Raw genomic sequence first — 17,365 nt, forward strand, 5'->3', positions numbered from 1 at the left:
AATATCCTTATAGTATGTGTGGACCCTTTAAATGGAGGTTTTTATGAGCAGTAAGCCAACCGGTTCAATGATGGGACGACGCAATAGCGGTACGGAAAATATCGATAAACTCGCCACTGAGGATATGCTGGCGGCAATCCTGAAAGACGATCGCGAAATCACCTATGCGATAGCCAACTGTTTACCGACAGTCACCCGTTTAGTCGACCAGGCGATTGCGACTTTCAGCCGGGGCGGGCGGTTAATCATCGCGGGTGCCGGGGCGTCTGGACGCGCGGCGATGCAAGTGGCCTGCGAGTTTGCCCCCGATAACGATCATGCGCTCATTGGGTTGATAGCGGGTGGGTCAGAAGCGATGTTGCAAGCGAGCGATACCGCCGCAGGCGATTACAATCGGGGTATCAGCGATTTGCAGGCCATCCAGTTTACCCGCAATGACATGTTGCTGGGCCTGTCGGTCAGCGGGAAAACGCCATGGGTCTGGGGCGCTCTTCGTTACGCGGGCTCGCTTGGTGCGCCAGTGGCGGTTATCACGCAGGATGCCGAGAGTGAAGTGGCCCAGTTGGCAGATACCGTGATTACGCCAGATATCGGGCCGGAAGTGGTGGTGGGATTTGCCAATCCAAAGGCGCAACTGGCGCAGCGGCAGATCCTCAATATGCTCTCGACAGGGCTTGCGATTCGCAGTGGCCGTGTTTACGGCAATTTGCGCGTCGACATTAACGCATCCAGCACCCATTGGGCCGAGCGGCAGATAGCCATCGTGATGGAAGCGGCAAGCTGTTCTCGTACACAAGCGAAGAACGCGCTGGCAAGCTGCAATCATCACTGTCGAACGGCGATTCTGACGCTGTTGACCGGGCTGGATGGCTGGCATGCGCGGGATTTGCTGACTGAGAATAGTGATCATCTGCGAATTGCACTCGAGGAAGCGAAACGTAGCTCAGTCCAAAAAGCCTCGTGACATCTTCAATATTAATCAGCTCATGAATTATAAAACGGTGAAAGCATAAAAATGCTTGCACCGTTTTTTTGTGCCTGAAGAGCACAATCAGGAACGGGTGATTACATTATCCAACCCAGCAGTAATGTTGCTGCGATGACGGTTGATGCGCCACCAATACGGGTAGCAATTTGTGCAAATGGCATCAGCGACATACGATTTGAAGCCGACAAAATCGCCACATCACCCGTGCCACCCAAACCACTGTGACAACACGTCACGATAGCGGCGTCCACCGGATACATATTCAGGCGTGAAGCAATGAAAAAACCGCTCAAGGTCATGGAGATAACCACCGAACCGCACACCACCACATAGCCAATCGAGAATACCGACACCACGCTTTCCAGCGGCACATACAGCATCCCAAGGCCAATCATCAACGGCCATACTAATGCCGCCGAGACAAATTTGTAGCAGCTATAGGCACCCATCTCCATCGCGGCTGGGATCACTTTTGCATATTTACAGAACACCGCAGCCAGAATCATCAGCACCGGCCCAGGGATGTGTACCAGCTTCTCAAACAAGCCGCCGACGATGAAAAAGGCACAAATCATCAATAATCCCGCGCCCATCAGCTGAAAATCTGTTTGATGCGATCCCTCAGACTGCATAAACAAATTGTTGTCCTCACGGCTGCGGATCAGCATGCCGTTGCCGGACAGCGACGGGCGTCGGCTGCCAATTCGTGACAAAACACCTGCGCAAATAATCGCGAAGATGTTACCTACCACCGCGGCAGGAGCCAGTTGTGCGACATACACATCCGGGGTTTGCCCAAGAATGGCGGAATAGGCGAGAGAAAGCGGCAATATCCCTTCTCCAATACCTCCACCGATAATGGGAACGATGATAAAGAAAAATGTATGGTAGATGCTGTAACCAAACAATGAACCAACCAGCAGACCGGTTAACACCGCCGCGCCGGTTCCCACTACAAGTGGTACAAACATTTTTATCATTCCCTGGATGAGGATCGTCCGGTTCATACCGAGAATGCTGCCGACCACTAAACAGGCAATAACAAAATAAAGCAGATTCGCTTCTTTCATTAGCAGGTGCACGGTGGCCATGGTTTGTTCTTCAAACAGGCCAAAATAGACCAATATGGAAGGCACCATCAGGCACAATATTGCCGGGCCACCAATGTCTTTCAGAATTGGGATCATGCGGCCAATTTTTGCAAAGGCAAAACCTAAAGTCATGATGATAGCCAGGCCACCAATCATATTTTTGGGAAGTAACCCAGTGGCACCTGAAACGGCAACGATGGCAGCAATAACAATGAACAGCAGTAAAGGGACAGAGCCGACTTCGAAATTACCAGGAAGTCGCAGCGATTGCCCTCCTGACGCGTTTTTTTCAATGGCATTTTTTAGGGTGTTATTTTCCATTTTTGTTACCTAATTTTATATTAAAAATAATGTAGGGGCGGGCAAAATAATAGGGTAATAAAAATAAAGGTGACGTAATAATTAAATCACCATGAAGATATTTCGCTTAAAAACCTAACATACGGCAGGGTGATTAAATAGCCCTGAGTATTGGGTTTTGTGATGGTAGTTGAATGTTCTATTTAAATAATTTAATTCTTATTTTTGTAAGTAAAGTTACTGAATGAACGCACAAGACTATTCACAATGCGGGTATTTATATTTGTAACTAAAGTAGCCGGCGTGAAAGTATTTAAACAGGGGTAAGTGTGATTTCAATCACCCTACTGGGATTAGGTGATCGTTAAATTACCTCCAGAAATAGATTGTGCGCTATCTGTACCATTATGCATTCTGGAGATTCCATGTCATCACTACTATTACAATCTCTGTTCCCATTGGTATTTATCATGTTGCTCGGATGGTTAAGTGGGAAGTTAGGTTACACGCGCCGTGAGGATGCCTCAGTTTTAGCCACGGTGGTTATCCGTTTTGCTCTGCCGTTCCATCTTTTTATCGGCGCGTTGAATACCGACCCGGATAAAATAAAGAACTTTTCATTTATGGCCGTTCTGATGATTGGTTTGATGGGCTCCTACTTCATCACACTGCTCATCTCACGCTATGTTTTCCGCCATGATATTAAGACCAGTGCGGTTCAGTCACTGGTCTGTGCTTTCCCTGATATGGCCTATTTTGGTGCCCCGGTGCTGGCGGTGTTAATCGGACCAGAAGGCTTTTTAGGTGTGCTGATAGGCAATCTAATCACCAGTGTATTTATGATTCCACTGACGATTATCCTGATTCGCATGGGGGATAAAAAGGGTGAAAACAGTCTTGAAGATATCAACCCCTTTAAGCTTGTCCTGCAAAATCTCATCAAAGCGGTAAGAAACCCCATTGTCTGGATCCCCATCTCTGGCGTGCTATTGAGCCTGATGGGCGTGCAATTACCGCATCTGCTGAGCGCACCAATAGAAATGGTGGGCAAAATTGCAGGCGGCCTCTCTCTTTTCGCTCTGGGTCTTTTATTTTATGGCGAGCGCCCGGCGCTTAATCTCCAGACATTTACCAATATTAGTATTAAGAATCTCATCCAGCCGGGGCTAATGGCTATCGCCGGTCTGGCTTTTGGATTGAGTCATACTTTAATGCAGCAGGTCATTATCATCGGTGCAACGCCATCCGCTATTGCTGCAGGAATGTTTGCACTCCGTAGTGATACTTATATTGAAACAGCATCATCTTCAATTTTGATTGGCACAGCCATTGGTATTGTCACCGAGGGAATAATGATTTATCTAATTTCGTAACTTACATATTGTCATTCTCTAGCTCTGCTATTTAGTTGCAGATAATAATTTCATTTTTTTTAAAGAAAGATATGTTCAGGAGTGGGTAAATGTTAGTCAAAGAAACACTTTATACACCATATAATGGCTCTGTCTTACTAGAAAACCCATTGTTAAATAAAGGGCTTGCTTTCACAGATACCGAACGACAAGCCTTTAATCTTCATGGGTTACTGCCTCATAAAGTTGAAACTATTCAAGAGCAGACCGAGCGCGCCTGGGATCAGTTCTGCCAGTTTAAAAAAGATATTTCCCGTCATATTTATTTGAGAAATATTCAGGATACCAACGAGACGCTGTTTTATAATCTTTTGCGAACGCATATGAAAGACACCTTGCCTATTATCTATACCCCAACAGTGGGTGAGGCTTGTGAACATTTTTCTGATATTTATCGCCGAGGACGTGGATTATTCATCTCTTGGCCAAATCGCCATCATATTGATGAAATGCTGCAAAGCTTCTCGCGTAACGATATCCGCGTCATTGTTGTCACTGATGGCGAACGTATCCTGGGTTTAGGTGACCAGGGAGTTGGAGGGATGGGGATTCCAATCGGTAAGCTCTCTTTATACACCGCTTGTGGAGGTATTCATCCTGCATCAACGTTGCCTATTATGCTGGATGTCGGTACTAACAATACCCGACACTTGGATGATCCACTGTATATGGGATGGCGCCACCCGCGTATTACCGATGATCAATATATTGAGTTCATGGATATGTTTGTAGATGCAGTCAGGAACCGTTGGCCCAATGTATTGCTGCAATTTGAAGATTTTGCACAAAAGAATGCCACAAAATTGCTGAACCGCTACCGCGACACGTTGTGCTGTTTTAATGATGATATTCAGGGGACGGCAGCCGTCACTGCAGGAACGCTCATGGCTGCAGTTAAAACTGCCGGGAGTCGTCTACGCGATCAGCGAGTGGTCTTTTTGGGTGGAGGTTCGGCAGGCTGCGGTATTGCTGAAAAAATTATAACGCTGATGATGGACGATGGTCTGACGGAAACTCAGGCGCGCAATAATATCTATATGGTTGACCGTTTTGGCCTGCTGACAGACGAGATGCCTAATCTTCTCGATTTCCAGCAGGGTCTGGTAACTGCAAGGGATACGATTCGCCACTGGGATGTAGAGACAACAAATATCTCATTGAAGGATGTAGTGCGTCATGCCCATCCGACAGTGATGATTGGCGTATCCGGGCAGCCAGGCTTATTTAGTGAAGAAATTGTCAAAGAAATGCACCGACATTGCCCACGACCTATCATTATGCCGCTTTCCAATCCTACATCTCGTGCTGAAGCTCAACCCAAGGATTTGATTGAATGGACGCAAGGACTGGCACTGGTTGCAACGGGCAGTCCTTTTGCACCCATTTCTTTCCTGGGACAGGAGTACGAAATTGCACAGTGTAATAATGCCTATATATTCCCGGGACTCGGGCTGGGCGTATTGGCTGGAAAAGCATCCCGGATCACCGAAGGCATGCTGATCGTAGCAAGTAAGACGCTTGCGGCACATTCGCCATTAGCCTCTACGGGAATAGGTGGATTGTTACCGCCGGTGGAAAAGATTGAAGAGATATCTCGGACTATTGCATTTGAAGTTGCTCGTGTCGCGCAACTGGAAGGGGTTGCTCCAACAATGAGTGAAGAGACGCTGTTAAATAACATCGATAAAACATACTGGAAAGCCAGCTACACATCCTATAAGCGCGCATCGTTCTAATATGTATTGAGAAAAAACCGTCTTCATCAAGAAGGCGGTTAGGTTAAAACAACCCATCACTTGTCATACTTCATTCATCACTTGGTCAACCCCTTTCACCCCACAGTTATTTTTCTGACATCAGCAGAACGATAAAATTTTCCTGTCTTCGATACCCTAACTAGAAAAAGTGAAGGATATGCAGTCTTGGCTATATATTTGTAAGACACAAATAATACTTAGGTATTGTCAATATCCTGTAGATATTAGCTTTGTCATTATGGTCATGAGTGCCACTGATATGGTGGAAAAGCTACCTCTTTTTCATCATCTTATGTATATCACATAAGTGAAAGGGGAGTGACATAATAAAATTAAACAAGCGAGATCTCACGTCAAGTAGTTATACATTACCTACTTAACATTCACCTATGCCCCGACTAGAGAGCGAAGGCGGCAGGCGATATTGCGCACAAACACTCGGGAAAATAATTTACATATGGCTGGCAACAGGTACATATAACGGTAAAACCAAACTTTCCAATAAATTCATAAGTACTATAATTATGAATTATCTATGTCGCTGTTTAATAAGGGTATTTATTTTTATATTTTCATTTATTCATAATTGCAATGAACTATCATGGAAATGTCTATTCGATTGCTGCTTGTTTCTAAGTGTTGTAGCTAATCGTGTTTTGTTACTATAAGTATGTTGGGGTGTCATGTTTTATTATATGTAAATTAAGATAACGAAAATCGGGAGAGTGTTAATTAATTTTGTATAATATATATATTGATCAGGGGTATATATTAATTGAGTCTGTTGGGTATCTTTTTTGTGACGAAAATATACTGTGTGAGGGCGAATTATTTTTAAAAGGTGGCTGTTCTTAGTTTCTCATAATGATAATTGCAGTAGAAAATGAAGTATCGTTTAATTAAGTTGTAGTTATAAAAATTGTTACATGATTTATGAATGAAGTTTCTACACGTTACTGAGATTATTAACTGCATGCTATGGTTAGCAGTCTGTAATAATTCGTAGTTACCATCGACATCACATTCGACGTTCAAATATATGACTATACTCACTATGGAAAAAAACTTACTTTTCAAATTCAACTTACCGACGGGTGAGTTATTTTATCATGAAAAATGCGTTGCGCGACTTAGTGTGGCTGAAGGAATCATATTGGTTACACTACTAGAGGCATCATGTGAAATTATAGATAGAGACAGGTTGTTAGATATTGCGTGGCCAAATAAATTTGTTACCCTAAATTCATTAAACGTAGCCATAAAAAAAATAAGGAGTGTATTTTTACCTATAACTGGAGAATGTGTAATTATTACGCATCATCGAAAAGGGTTCTCATGGAACTCGCGATGGGTAAAATGTATTGTAGGTGTTAGTATTATTGATAATAGAGATAATGATAATTTAGTTTCAGTTTACGCAGCAAGTACAGATGTAAGTAATGAAACTCCTATGGAAAACAATCCTCTCCAAATTCAAAATGACCCTATGGAGTTAATTGTCAATAAAGAGCGAGAAATTAAAGTTACGCCTGTATTAAATAAAATGACGATATTTATTCCCTATTGTGTATTTTCTGGTTTTTTAATATTAATAACTCTGTTTTTTATGGTTTTATATAGCACTCAGGTGAAGGTTATGTCATGTCAAAAAATCAAAGATTATAAATTTTGTGGCTTTGGACCATTAATTGAAACTGAAATCCCTATTCAATTACCATCAGGTAATTACATCTATGTTAACTCACAAAGGAATGGATTTCGATATGTTGAAGTTAAATAAGAAAAAATACCTTATTATTTTGTTAATCATCGTGAGTACGATTCTGGCAATCCCTTTTGTTAATGGGTTTGGATGTAATGCCAGTTTCATCATACTTAATCCACGGTTAGGTAGTCTCTATGGGCGGTGCGAATACGGGCTAGTGACAATGTCTGTCACGCATGAAATTACCAAAGAAAGCTATACTCAACAAGGAATTATGGGCTATTGGCGAGGGAGGTATTTCATGTTAGTGACCCAAAGGGATATAATTCCTGACAGTAAAAATAGTGAATCCCAAAGAGCGCTAAGAGCATTCTATTATCGAAGTGTTTATTCAGGGAATATAATTGGCGATGAATTTAAATATGTCATCTATACAACTCCAGAACCTACGATAAGTCGTATTTTTTTAAATGGTTATTTTGGTTTTTTAAATTAAAAATAGATGTGTTTTTTAACTTTATTTTAGAGTGTGCAGAACATTGTAAAACACCTGATCTTCAGGATATAGGGTGGTGACTCATCGACAACGATAGTCCAGATAGCATGTAGAGAATGCATCGCGAAATCTCCCGGATATAGGAAATTTGTACAGCGACTTTATCTTTCTTTTTTTAGTCAGTAGCTTCAGCCTTGAAATGTCTGGAATGAAACATCATCTTCAGACAATTTCTTACCTCACGGTAAAACTTTTCATTGGTATCCAATTTTAGTCCTCCAAAAATAACTGTGGTATCTGGCCTGTTTGCGGAATTATTGGTACTGGCTTCCATGGTTAGTCATTACTCATAGCTACATTTAGAACTTTTTACGTATGATTTTCTCAGTGTCTACAAATATTCATAGACTTAGTAATTTGGCAATATAGGTGCAAGTTTTGACTAAATAATGCATTCATGAAATATGAATAACACATTAAAGGCTAATGAATTTCTAACATACTGTTTTTTAAGTTAAAAAATATCACACCAATTCATTTTTTAATATTTTTATTTAGTTAGTATTCCCACTAGAAATCAGGCGGAGATATTTGCAATTTTCACTGTTTAGGTTGCTTATTGTTTGTAGTAGTACGATTGACTTTTATTAAAGGCACTCAAATCATGCGAAATAAAATTTGTTACTTATTGCTCTCATTACTTGTATTCACGGCAGAATCTTTTTCTGCTGTGAATATCAATATTGGTCAGTTAAATGATACGCTTGAAAGCAATAAAAATACCCTGCAGAAAAAGATATATAATGCTGGGGATAGCACCGCTTTTGTACAAATTGAAGTTGTTGAAGTCAATATAAATTATAAGGGTGAAGAGTCCGAGCTAAAACCAGACAGAGATAAAAAAAACATCTCATTTATGGCTAGTCCGTCCCGATTGATTATTCCAGGGGATAGCTTTCAGGTTAGTCGTATTGTATTTACTGGGACTCGTGAGTATGAACGTTACTTCAGAGTACGTTATATGCCAGTACAGCCAAATGAAAATAATAACTTCGGGTTGAGTCCTGATCAAATAAAAGATAATGATACAAATACCCTTAAAGCAGGAATGGGGCTATCTATAGGCTATGGAACTTTAGTAGTTGTCAGGCCTAACACCTCTATATATAGCACTCGCATTAATGATGGTGCTAATGAATTTAAAGTGGTTAATAGCGGAAATACTGTCGCAATACTGCGTTATACAAATACATGTTCTAACGTAACTAAAAAATGCCATGGTTTTGGCGAGGATTTAAATGTGTACCCAGGTCAAAGCAGGGTCTTCTTAAAAGAGAAAGACTCAACTCATTCATTCACTTTAGTTGAGGGAGGGAACTCAAGAAAAATAAAATTACCTTAATGTTTAATTAACGCTATAGAGCTCCATAGATATTTTATATACAAAATTTAAATTTACTATTAGGTATTATTATGAAAATTGCATCACTCTTCACTTTAGCTATGCTTGCTGGTTTCTCTGCTTACTCAAATGCAGCTACTACACTTACTGTTCCTTTAGAGGCCGAGTTAATTGATGTTACACAACCGGGTATTTCAGCCGACTATACTGATGGAACCTGGAACAACTCACAAACTATTAGCTTCGGTAGTGTTATTCCTGGCGCATCATTTTTGCCACAAAACCGTAATGTCACCTTAACTGTTCCTGCAAACAAATCACTGAAAGCAAAAGTGACCTCAGCGACACTCATTAATGGTTCAGAATCAATTGCTGTTAGTGTTTCACTGGACGGTGTAGCGCTTAACGATACCGCGCAAGATGTTGTCGCATCAACAACATCTGCTCAGTCGAAAGCAGCTACCTTGTCATTCTCTCCAGCAGCAACAAGCGGTAAGCAAACAGGTAATTATATGGGTAATACAGTTATTACTGTAGAAGCCTCTTAATATTAAAATAACACCATTAGCTTATTATCATTAATGGTGTTTTTTTGTTTGCCAATGCTTATTACATGATTATATAAGGTGATTTTCGTGAAAGGCAAATTGATTATTATATTGTCTTTGTTATATAGTTCAGTCAATTATGCTGCAGAATCGCCTAATAATGAATTATTACAACAATCGGCAGATGCCCCAGAAGAGTTTCTTCCTTTCATTTTTGATGTTCCTCTGAGTGCACGCGTAGAAATAAATGGGAAATGGATGGGTGATGCTCTGATTCGTCTCCAAAAAACAGGCACCGTTCAATTATTGTCTTTTACCGATACTGTCGGAAGTCTTGTTAGTGGATCAGTTCGGGATCAATGGCTAGAGTCTCTAGGAAAACCAACGGAGATAGGTGACTGTACTCCTGATAAAAAATGTCCTGATGGATTGGTCGCATTAGACTTTCGTCTCAAAACAGCTCAGTTAACATTGGTTACTAAAGATGCTGGACAAGATGTTAATCAGTCCAGCTATTATAAAATTCCTGAATCTGGTCCATTTGGACTGATTTTCAGAAATAATTTGAACGGCTCATTCACAGAAGGAGTTGGTAATAATTTATATTATAATGGTGATTTTAGTGGAAGCGTTGGGAAGTGGGCGCTGACAGGTAGCTTACAGTATTCGCAATATAACAGTAATGAGAAAAATTATACTGTCCCCCAGGTCTATGGCAGTCGCGAACTAGATGACGGACATGCTATACGTATGGGGTTATTTACCCCTATGAGTGAGGGATTGTATAATCGTATTTCACCAGTTAGTAACTTACCCTTACCTATTATTGGTGCTATGTTTGGCACTTCAGATACTCTGCTTGATGTCCGAAAACAACAGAGCGCAAGTCTATACCCCATTTACGTAACCCCTGATAGTGAGTCCGTAGTTGAAATTTATCGTAATGGTTCACTTCTACGAACCGTGCTGGTTCAACCAGGGTTGCAAACATTAGATACCACCACATTACCTGGCGGGATTTATCCAGTTGAAGTGCGCATTATTCGGGGTGGCGTGGAATCATCCCGTACTCAAGAAACGATCTATAAGCCTTTGAAATGGCGTAACTTTGAACGAAAATTTAACTATAATATATTTGCTGGCAGCATGACCAACAATAGTCGTTCTACGTCATCATTAGGTAAGTATGTGGATACCAGTGGTGAAGTTGTCTTCGGTGCTGAGGGGGAATATCTCCTGCTTCCGGACCTACAAGTCGGAATGATGACTCAACAAAGAGGTCCGGAAACTAGTTTAGGTGGAACTGTAGACTATACACTGAATGAATGGGGTAATTTTTATAGTACATATTCGCATGAAACTACTGGAAGTAATCTACTAAATAGCCAATTGCGATTTGGTGACACAGTCGGTTTTGGTTCAATTACGCTAAGCTACAATAGAAATGAAAACGTACTTAATAAGTCCCAAAGTAAAACGTATAACAAGTCGCTATCATGGGATAAAACACTTGGAGACGGTATATTTTCCACCTTAATTCTTGGGTACAATAGCACCAGTAATAACTACAAAAATAGTTGTAATGATAATTATAATGACAGCTATAGAATCAGTGACAATTACAGAAACCACAATCACAACAACTATAATAATTACTGTAATAATAAATATAATAGTGATGGGTATAGGGTTGACTTAGGGTTAACCGTAATGAGTAAAATTATGGGGAATAGAGCTACCTGGAGGGTGTCTGGTTTTGATCGTCCGGGTGGGGAGTCCAACAATAGAGATAGCGGAATTCAACTCTCTCTGACATGGAATATAGAAGAAAATAAGCGAACCTATAACTTAGGGCTTAATTCAAATAATGCAAAAAGTGGGGATGTTAGTGATTACAGCCTCACTGCGGGTCTTAACCAGAACTTTGATCATGAGATGTTAAACAGTTTGGGCATGAATATTACTGGTGATAAAAATGGCCTGGGACTGAGTGGTTCAACTACGTTTACTACACCTCTAGCAGGCGGTACTTCATTTGTTCAAATGACACCTGAAAATAGTCTCAGCACTGGTTTTAATCTCAGTAATACCATTGCTATGGGATCCGGTGGCGTTGCAATGTCTGGTAAAAACTTGTTAGGTGATTCAATGATGATTGTCGATGTTGTTTCTGATATTCCAGGGCAAACGCTTCAGGCGGAGGACAATCAGGGATCTAGCACATTATTGAAGCCGGGGCGTAATCTTGTAGAGGCGCGCCCATTTGTTGAAGGTACTCAACAATACTATTTCCCAGGTAAGGATGCCCCTGGTGCATTAATCAACCCACCTCGTCGTAACTATCATTTAAATAAAGGGGCTGTTGATTATCAGAAAATCGAAGTGAGCAGCACGGTTAGTATCTTAGGCCGCATATTAGCTAATGATGGTACACCGCTTGCTGGGGCCACGGTAATAAATCATGCCAGCCGTAGCTACAGTGAGGCAGATGGTTTTTTCAGTATGGAACTTAGCCAGCGTATCCCTGTACTGGATATTGAGCACATCAAAGCTCCGGGGTGTCACATTGAGATTGACATTCAGGATTATCGACGTGAAGGGGATGTTTTGTTTGTAGGAGATTTACGTTGTCAGCAGACGGTAGCAATGGCTCCAAAAAGTGAATTAGGTCGCAACGGATAACCAAGGATAAATAAATAATGATTCTTTTTAGGTCTAAATTATTGTGGGTCTTTATTACTATTATGATGCTATGGACTGGTCAGGGAATGGCTGCAGCTCCTTTAGTATTTAACTACCCGCCACTTGCCAGTGATGATTTTATAATAAATGGTTTTGGGGTGACAAATATCAGTGGGATATGTACTGTTACATATTTTGGGGATATGCGGGCGCAATGTAAAAATAACAAAGAAGTATCCTATGAGTTAAATGGCAGGTACAATTTTAACTGGCAAGACGATAAATCATTATATTACCAATATTCAGCCAATGAAGTAAAAGTCGTTGATATCGTTAGTTCGTACGGTGTGGCATATCCTATTAATTTAACTTTATCCGGAATGGGGGGGACGATAAGAGGCCTATATTGTAACTATTGTCAAAATAATGCATTGACTCCCGGTTTAGGTTCTGGAGCCGGATGTACTCGTACCGGGAGCTCGAATGCTTTGTACTGGAATGCTTCATCATGGAGACAGAATAGCCAAAGTGGCTGTACGAGCAGGACTAGAAACACAAATGGTAATGCAAGCTATTTAGGTGCCAACTGGTTAATAGATACTTTGTCCATACTAATCAGGCCTTCATTTGTTGGCGCGAATCCATTACTTATCCCTAGTGGGACTTATACAGCTACGTTAAGTCTAAGAGAAGGAACAGACTTCTTGATGTCAGGAGAAATTAACCCGACATTCAGTAATGGGAGTGGTGCGATAAGTAATATCCCTATTGTTGTCAATGTTAACCATGCGTTGAATGTTTCATTCCCCTCAAATACAGTTTCATTAGAGCCACAACAGGGTTGGAAAAGAGCTCTACTCTTTCCTGAAAGTGTGAATTTATTACAGGGAGCTCTTCCATTTAACCTGAGTGCTTCAGGCCTGGTGTCTGTTTATATTGGTGGATGTACTTATACCGTAGGTACAACCTGTGCAGTCAGGACCAACAATAATGGTAATGAACACACTGTTCCCGTTGATATTGCACTAACTGTACCAAATGCGTCACTCATAAATGCTAATGGGCAGGTAGGTAGTCCTGACTTTAATAAAGTTTTATTAGGGGCAGGTAAAAGCAGTGAGGTTGTTTTTACATCACTTTCTGTTCCTCTGCAAAACTCGCGAGCTAATTTATCATTTTCGGTTACAGGCATTAATGCACAAGACGTTGTGCGTAATCAAGGTGCACATTACAGTGGAACTGCTGATATTACATTTGAACGGGTGATAAATTGAATACGATGATGCGTATTATAGTCACTCTTTCAGCTATTTTTTGTGGTATTGCATCAGTTACCGCTGATGATAAGATAACCAATACTATCCAAATGGAAATTAATGTTCCTAATGTTGAGTTTTATGTATTAAGCCAAGATGGCTGGAGTTCTAATTTACAGCGGTTTGTATGGGATGCTCAACGTAAAAACCTTAAACCGATTTTGGGATTACCTATTATTATGAAAAATACCCTAGGAGGTATTAAAGTTACGCTCAAAACAGGTGACAAAACTGCGATAACATCGGGTGTTTCTGAAATATATTATAGGGTTGAATTTTTAGTTGATGACTATTGCGCAATGTATGTAGAAAATACCAATTCAACTGTGGAGTGCCAACTTACTTCGGGACCTACTAATGGAGAAAAAAGTGGTAAGATTAATCTCATCCCTATTAAACCTGCAACAGGATGGGTCACTGGTGATTACACCGGTGTTCTATCTTTGATTTTTGAATCAACATAATAATTTATTAAATAGGGCTATGTTAATGATGCCAATGAAAGTGTCAGTTTTGCTATCTCTTTTATTATTCAATTTTACTATTGTGGCTGCGCCGCAAGTACAAATCAACGACTTAGTGGAGGTAGTTGACCATGACCGTACTACTTTACAAAAGCAGGTCTACAATTTGGGGGACATGACTGCCTTCGTGAGAACGGAGGTTCGTGAAGTTGAATATGATAAAATTGGCCAAGAGCACAATCGCAGCGCTGTTGATGGTGTGCGAGAAAACGGTTTACACATCAGCCCGGCACGTATGATTATTCCTTCTGGTAGTTTTCAAGTCAGCCGTGCGTTGTACGTAGGGCCTCGTGATAAAGAGCGCTATTTCCGTGTGCGTTTTTCTCCCACCTTGCCTAAAGATGAAGATCGCTTTGGTTTAAATAAAGATGAAGCAAACGATTATCATAAAAAACTAGGCCGGAGTGGATTCCAGCTTCTGTCAGGCTATGGTGTTTTATATATAATTAAACCAGTTAAGGGTGTATATAACACAATAATTACTAATGATGGTGGTTTTATCAATATTTTAAACGGTGGCAATAGTAGTATTCGGTTGCAGGGATTTAGTGAGTGTAAAAAAAATGGGGGTGACTGTGGTTTGTCTCAAGATATTTTTATTACCCCTGGTATTACGAAAAATATGCCTAAAAAACCAGGTCATATATATTCATTTTATTTGGTTGAAAATGATGACTCCGTTAAAAAAACGGTAATTGAATGATTTAATGCTGGTAGTTTGTTTTTGTATGCCATTTTTTATTTCCTGCATTTCAGTATGAAGATTTAAATACCAGTGTTTTCAATGTTAAACAATTCTATGAAAATACTCTCTACTATTTTTTGTTTATAGATGGGTGGAATTACATCATGAATATATACATGGTGACCGATGATTATTACTTGTTTGTCGGTGTGAGTTACGCCTTAAAAATTCTTGCTGACTCCAGTGTGAAAAAAATTTCTGAGCAGCAAGTGTTAAGTCTTGTTAATTCTAATTCATTAACTAATGATGATATTTTTATCATTTGCTGTAATTGTGATGGTTTTAATCTAGACTTATTGATTTATTTGGAAGGTATATCTGTAAGAATTATTGTTGTAAATGATAACAAGTATTGGAGTTTGCATAAATTATTTGGTTTTAATTATTTGTCAGCCAGATTCCGCCTGGAAGAGTTGATTTTTTCTTATAACAAAAGGGATGTGCCAACGACAATAAAATTAAAACATGGATTAAGAATGATTGAAAAGAAAATTCTGGTTTCTGTGTTATCCAAAGAAGAATGTAATGATATGCATGATTATTCTAAGATTACACCTAAACGGTTGTCTTATTATAAAAGGAGTATGGTTAGAAAGTTAGGGCTACGCAATATACTACAATTACACATGCTACCCAGTAGTATTATTGAATATATTTAAAATATTTTACCAGTCGTAAATCTCACCCCAGAAAATATTTATGAGGCTGATAATGGTGAACGTAACAGTTGACGTTACACTCGCTAGCTTTGGAATGATGTTTATTATTACTCAAACGCCCCGTAAACGGGGCGTTCAGGCGAGCAAATCAATCAGAGTTTTTCACCGTTACTGGCAATCACTTCTTTGTACCAGTTAAAGCTCTTCTTGCGCGAACGAGACATATCGCCGGTGCCATCGTCGTGTTTGTTCACATAGATAAAGCCGTAGCGTTTGTTGTATTGACCGGTGGTGAAGGAAACGCAATCGATGCAGCCCCACGGGGTGTAACCCATCAGATCCACACCATCGTAAGTGACCGCTTTCATCATCTCGGCAACGTGTGCTTTTAGGTAATCAATGCGGTAGTCATCATTGATTGAGCCATCTTCTTCCACTTTGTCGTAAGCACCGAAGCCGTTTTCAACGATAAACAGCGGTTTCTGATAGCGCTCATACAATTCGCAAAGTGCGTAGCGCAGGCCAACAGGGTCAATCTGCCAGCCCCAATCGGACGCTTTCACGAACGGATTCGGCACGCTGCCCTGGAAGCCAGATAATGCATCACCGGTGCCGCCGTCAGCTTTCACCGCGTTGGTCATGTAATAGCTGAAACCGAGGTAATCACACACGCCTTCACGCAGGATTTGCTCGTCGCCCGCTTCCATTTTGATGTTGAACTCGCGGCGTTCCCACTCGTTCAACACATAAGATGGGTAGTAGCCACGCAATTGCACGTCTGTAAATACATAACGCTCACGCATGGATTCCTGCGCGTACATCTGATCTTCTGGTTTGCAGGAGAACGGATACAGCGGCACCATCGCCAGCATGCAGCCAATCTGCATTTCAGGATTAATGCGATGGCCAATCTTCACCGCCAGAGCACTGGCAACAAACTGGTGGTGCAGAACCTGGTACATCACTTCTTCAGGGTTATCGTGCTCGGTGTAAACCACGCCAGAACAGCAGTAGCCGAATAACGGTGCGCGCCAGTTACGCTGGTTGTTGATCTCGTTAAAGGTCATCCAGTATTTCACTTTGCTCTTGTAGCGTTCAAACACCACTTCGGCAAAACGAACAAAGAAATCAACGACTTTACGGTTAGTCCAGCCACCGTATTCGGTGACCAGATAATGTGGCATTTCAAAGTGGGAGAGGGTGATGACCGGCTCAATGTTGTACTTCAGCAGCTCGTCGAACATGTCGTCGTAGAACTTCAGCCCTTCTTCATTGGGTTGCAGTTCGTCACCTTTCGGGAAAATGCGCGTCCAGGCGATAGAGGTGCGGAAACATTTGAAGCCCATTTCAGCAAACAGTGCGATGTCTTCTTTGTAATGACCGTGGAAATCGATGGCTTCATGGTTGGGATAATATTTGCCTGGCACCACTTCTTGAGTGATTTCACGCGGTACGCCGTGTGCGCCACCGGTCAGCACATCACAAATACTTGGTCCTTTACCTTCTTTGTTCCAGCCACCTTCTACCTGATGTGCAGCAACCGCACCGCCCCATAAAAAGTCTTTTGGTAAGGTCAATTTTTTCATATTTGTTAATCTCACTGTCAGTGCCAGAAATAATGTGGGATACATCACAAAATGGCAGTGTATTAATACGTTCTATTCTGGAGTCTAACAAATGAGAATTAATTGTCACGATATAACAAATCACGGTTAATGTGATTTGTTACATAGATAAAAC

14 protein-coding genes are annotated in these 17,365 nt (G+C 41.0%); 12 read left to right on the forward strand and 2 right to left on the reverse strand.

All coding sequences use genetic code 11. The features are described from left to right. Positions 1 to 43 precede the first annotated feature (43 nt). Positions 44 to 964, forward strand: coding sequence for an N-acetylmuramic acid 6-phosphate etherase (locus MNO13_RS03880; protein ID WP_241939550.1), 921 nt, complete (start codon positions 44 to 46; stop codon positions 962 to 964). 101 nt (positions 965 to 1,065) lie between these two features. On the opposite strand, the gene MNO13_RS03885 is transcribed toward MNO13_RS03880, so the two are convergent. Beyond that, on the reverse strand, positions 1,066 to 2,400 hold the full coding sequence (locus MNO13_RS03885) for a 2-hydroxycarboxylate transporter family protein (protein ID WP_133522204.1): 1,335 nt from the start codon (positions 2,398 to 2,400) through the stop codon (positions 1,066 to 1,068). 404 nt (positions 2,401 to 2,804) lie between these two features. On the opposite strand from MNO13_RS03885, the gene MNO13_RS03890 reads away from it, so the two are divergent. The 11 genes from MNO13_RS03890 to MNO13_RS03940 all read left to right on the forward strand — a co-directional run bounded on the left by MNO13_RS03890 (position 2,805) and on the right by MNO13_RS03940 (position 15,625). Further along, a complete protein-coding gene (locus tag MNO13_RS03890; RefSeq protein WP_241939551.1) occupies positions 2,805 to 3,752 on the forward strand; it encodes an AEC family transporter in 948 nt (315 codons plus the stop codon). 89 nt (positions 3,753 to 3,841) lie between these two features. Then, on the forward strand, positions 3,842 to 5,527 hold the full coding sequence (locus MNO13_RS03895) for an NAD-dependent malic enzyme (RefSeq protein WP_133522202.1): 1,686 nt from the start codon (positions 3,842 to 3,844) through the stop codon (positions 5,525 to 5,527). Positions 5,528 to 6,587: 1,060 nt separating this feature from the next. Further along, positions 6,588 to 7,328: a winged helix-turn-helix domain-containing protein gene (locus MNO13_RS03900; protein ID WP_241939552.1), complete on the forward strand. Its 741-nt coding sequence runs from the start codon at positions 6,588 to 6,590 to the stop codon at positions 7,326 to 7,328. Then, a complete protein-coding gene (locus MNO13_RS03905) occupies positions 7,312 to 7,749 on the forward strand; it encodes a hypothetical protein (RefSeq protein ID WP_133522200.1) in 438 nt (145 codons plus the stop codon). The genes MNO13_RS03900 and MNO13_RS03905 overlap by 17 nt, the downstream gene beginning before the upstream one ends. A gap of 664 nt (positions 7,750 to 8,413) precedes the next feature. After that, complete coding sequence (locus tag MNO13_RS03910; protein WP_133522199.1) at positions 8,414 to 9,151, forward strand: hypothetical protein; 738 nt, start codon at positions 8,414 to 8,416, stop codon at positions 9,149 to 9,151. Between the two features lie 71 nt (positions 9,152 to 9,222). Further along, positions 9,223 to 9,699: a CS1 type fimbrial major subunit gene (locus MNO13_RS03915; RefSeq protein ID WP_133522198.1), complete on the forward strand. Its 477-nt coding sequence runs from the start codon at positions 9,223 to 9,225 to the stop codon at positions 9,697 to 9,699. Between the two features lie 87 nt (positions 9,700 to 9,786). Further along, complete coding sequence (locus MNO13_RS03920; RefSeq protein ID WP_241939553.1) at positions 9,787 to 12,381, forward strand: CS1-pili formation C-terminal domain-containing protein; 2,595 nt, start codon at positions 9,787 to 9,789, stop codon at positions 12,379 to 12,381. An 86-nt stretch (positions 12,382 to 12,467) separates the two neighbouring features. Next, positions 12,468 to 13,655 carry a hypothetical protein gene (locus tag MNO13_RS03925; RefSeq protein WP_133522196.1) on the forward strand — a complete coding sequence of 396 codons (1,188 nt, stop codon included), beginning with the start codon at positions 12,468 to 12,470 and terminating at the stop codon, positions 13,653 to 13,655. Further along, positions 13,652 to 14,161, forward strand: coding sequence for a hypothetical protein (locus MNO13_RS03930; protein WP_133522195.1), 510 nt, complete (start codon positions 13,652 to 13,654; stop codon positions 14,159 to 14,161). Before MNO13_RS03925 ends, MNO13_RS03930 begins: the two co-directional genes overlap by 4 nt. 25 nt (positions 14,162 to 14,186) lie before the next feature. Continuing rightward, the gene (locus MNO13_RS03935) at positions 14,187 to 14,924 is read left to right on the forward strand and encodes a hypothetical protein (protein WP_241939554.1); all 738 of its coding nucleotides are present in this window, start codon (positions 14,187 to 14,189) and stop codon (positions 14,922 to 14,924) included. A 158-nt stretch (positions 14,925 to 15,082) separates the two neighbouring features. After that, entirely contained in the window at positions 15,083 to 15,625 is a 543-nt protein-coding gene (locus tag MNO13_RS03940) for a hypothetical protein (RefSeq protein ID WP_241939555.1), read from the forward strand. 152 nt (positions 15,626 to 15,777) lie between these two features. On the opposite strand, the gene MNO13_RS03945 is transcribed toward MNO13_RS03940, so the two are convergent. After that, positions 15,778 to 17,211 carry a 6-phospho-beta-glucosidase gene (locus tag MNO13_RS03945; RefSeq protein ID WP_064543649.1) on the reverse strand — a complete coding sequence of 478 codons (1,434 nt, stop codon included), beginning with the start codon at positions 17,209 to 17,211 and terminating at the stop codon, positions 15,778 to 15,780. Positions 17,212 to 17,365: the final 154 nt, after the last annotated feature.

Origin of the sequence: Buttiauxella ferragutiae (assembly GCF_022637515.1) — a bacterium.
GTDB classification, from domain to species: Bacteria; Pseudomonadota; Gammaproteobacteria; order Enterobacterales; family Enterobacteriaceae; genus Buttiauxella; species Buttiauxella ferragutiae.

Coding starts and splice junctions, on each gene's coding strand:
- MNO13_RS03880 (WP_241939550.1), top strand. CDS start 44: ATGAGCAGTAAGCCAACCGGTTCAATGATGGGACGACGCAATAGCGGT.
- MNO13_RS03885 (WP_133522204.1), bottom strand. CDS start 2,400: ATGGAAAATAACACCCTAAAAAATGCCATTGAAAAAAACGCGTCAGGA.
- MNO13_RS03890 (WP_241939551.1), top strand. CDS start 2,805: ATGTCATCACTACTATTACAATCTCTGTTCCCATTGGTATTTATCATG.
- MNO13_RS03895 (WP_133522202.1), top strand. CDS start 3,842: ATGTTAGTCAAAGAAACACTTTATACACCATATAATGGCTCTGTCTTA.
- MNO13_RS03900 (WP_241939552.1), top strand. CDS start 6,588: ATGACTATACTCACTATGGAAAAAAACTTACTTTTCAAATTCAACTTA.
- MNO13_RS03905 (WP_133522200.1), top strand. CDS start 7,312: ATGTTGAAGTTAAATAAGAAAAAATACCTTATTATTTTGTTAATCATC.
- MNO13_RS03910 (WP_133522199.1), top strand. CDS start 8,414: ATGCGAAATAAAATTTGTTACTTATTGCTCTCATTACTTGTATTCACG.
- MNO13_RS03915 (WP_133522198.1), top strand. CDS start 9,223: ATGAAAATTGCATCACTCTTCACTTTAGCTATGCTTGCTGGTTTCTCT.
- MNO13_RS03925 (WP_133522196.1), top strand. CDS start 12,468: ATGGCTGCAGCTCCTTTAGTATTTAACTACCCGCCACTTGCCAGTGAT.
- MNO13_RS03935 (WP_241939554.1), top strand. CDS start 14,187: ATGATGCCAATGAAAGTGTCAGTTTTGCTATCTCTTTTATTATTCAAT.
- MNO13_RS03940 (WP_241939555.1), top strand. CDS start 15,083: ATGGTGACCGATGATTATTACTTGTTTGTCGGTGTGAGTTACGCCTTA.
- MNO13_RS03945 (WP_064543649.1), bottom strand. CDS start 17,211: ATGAAAAAATTGACCTTACCAAAAGACTTTTTATGGGGCGGTGCGGTT.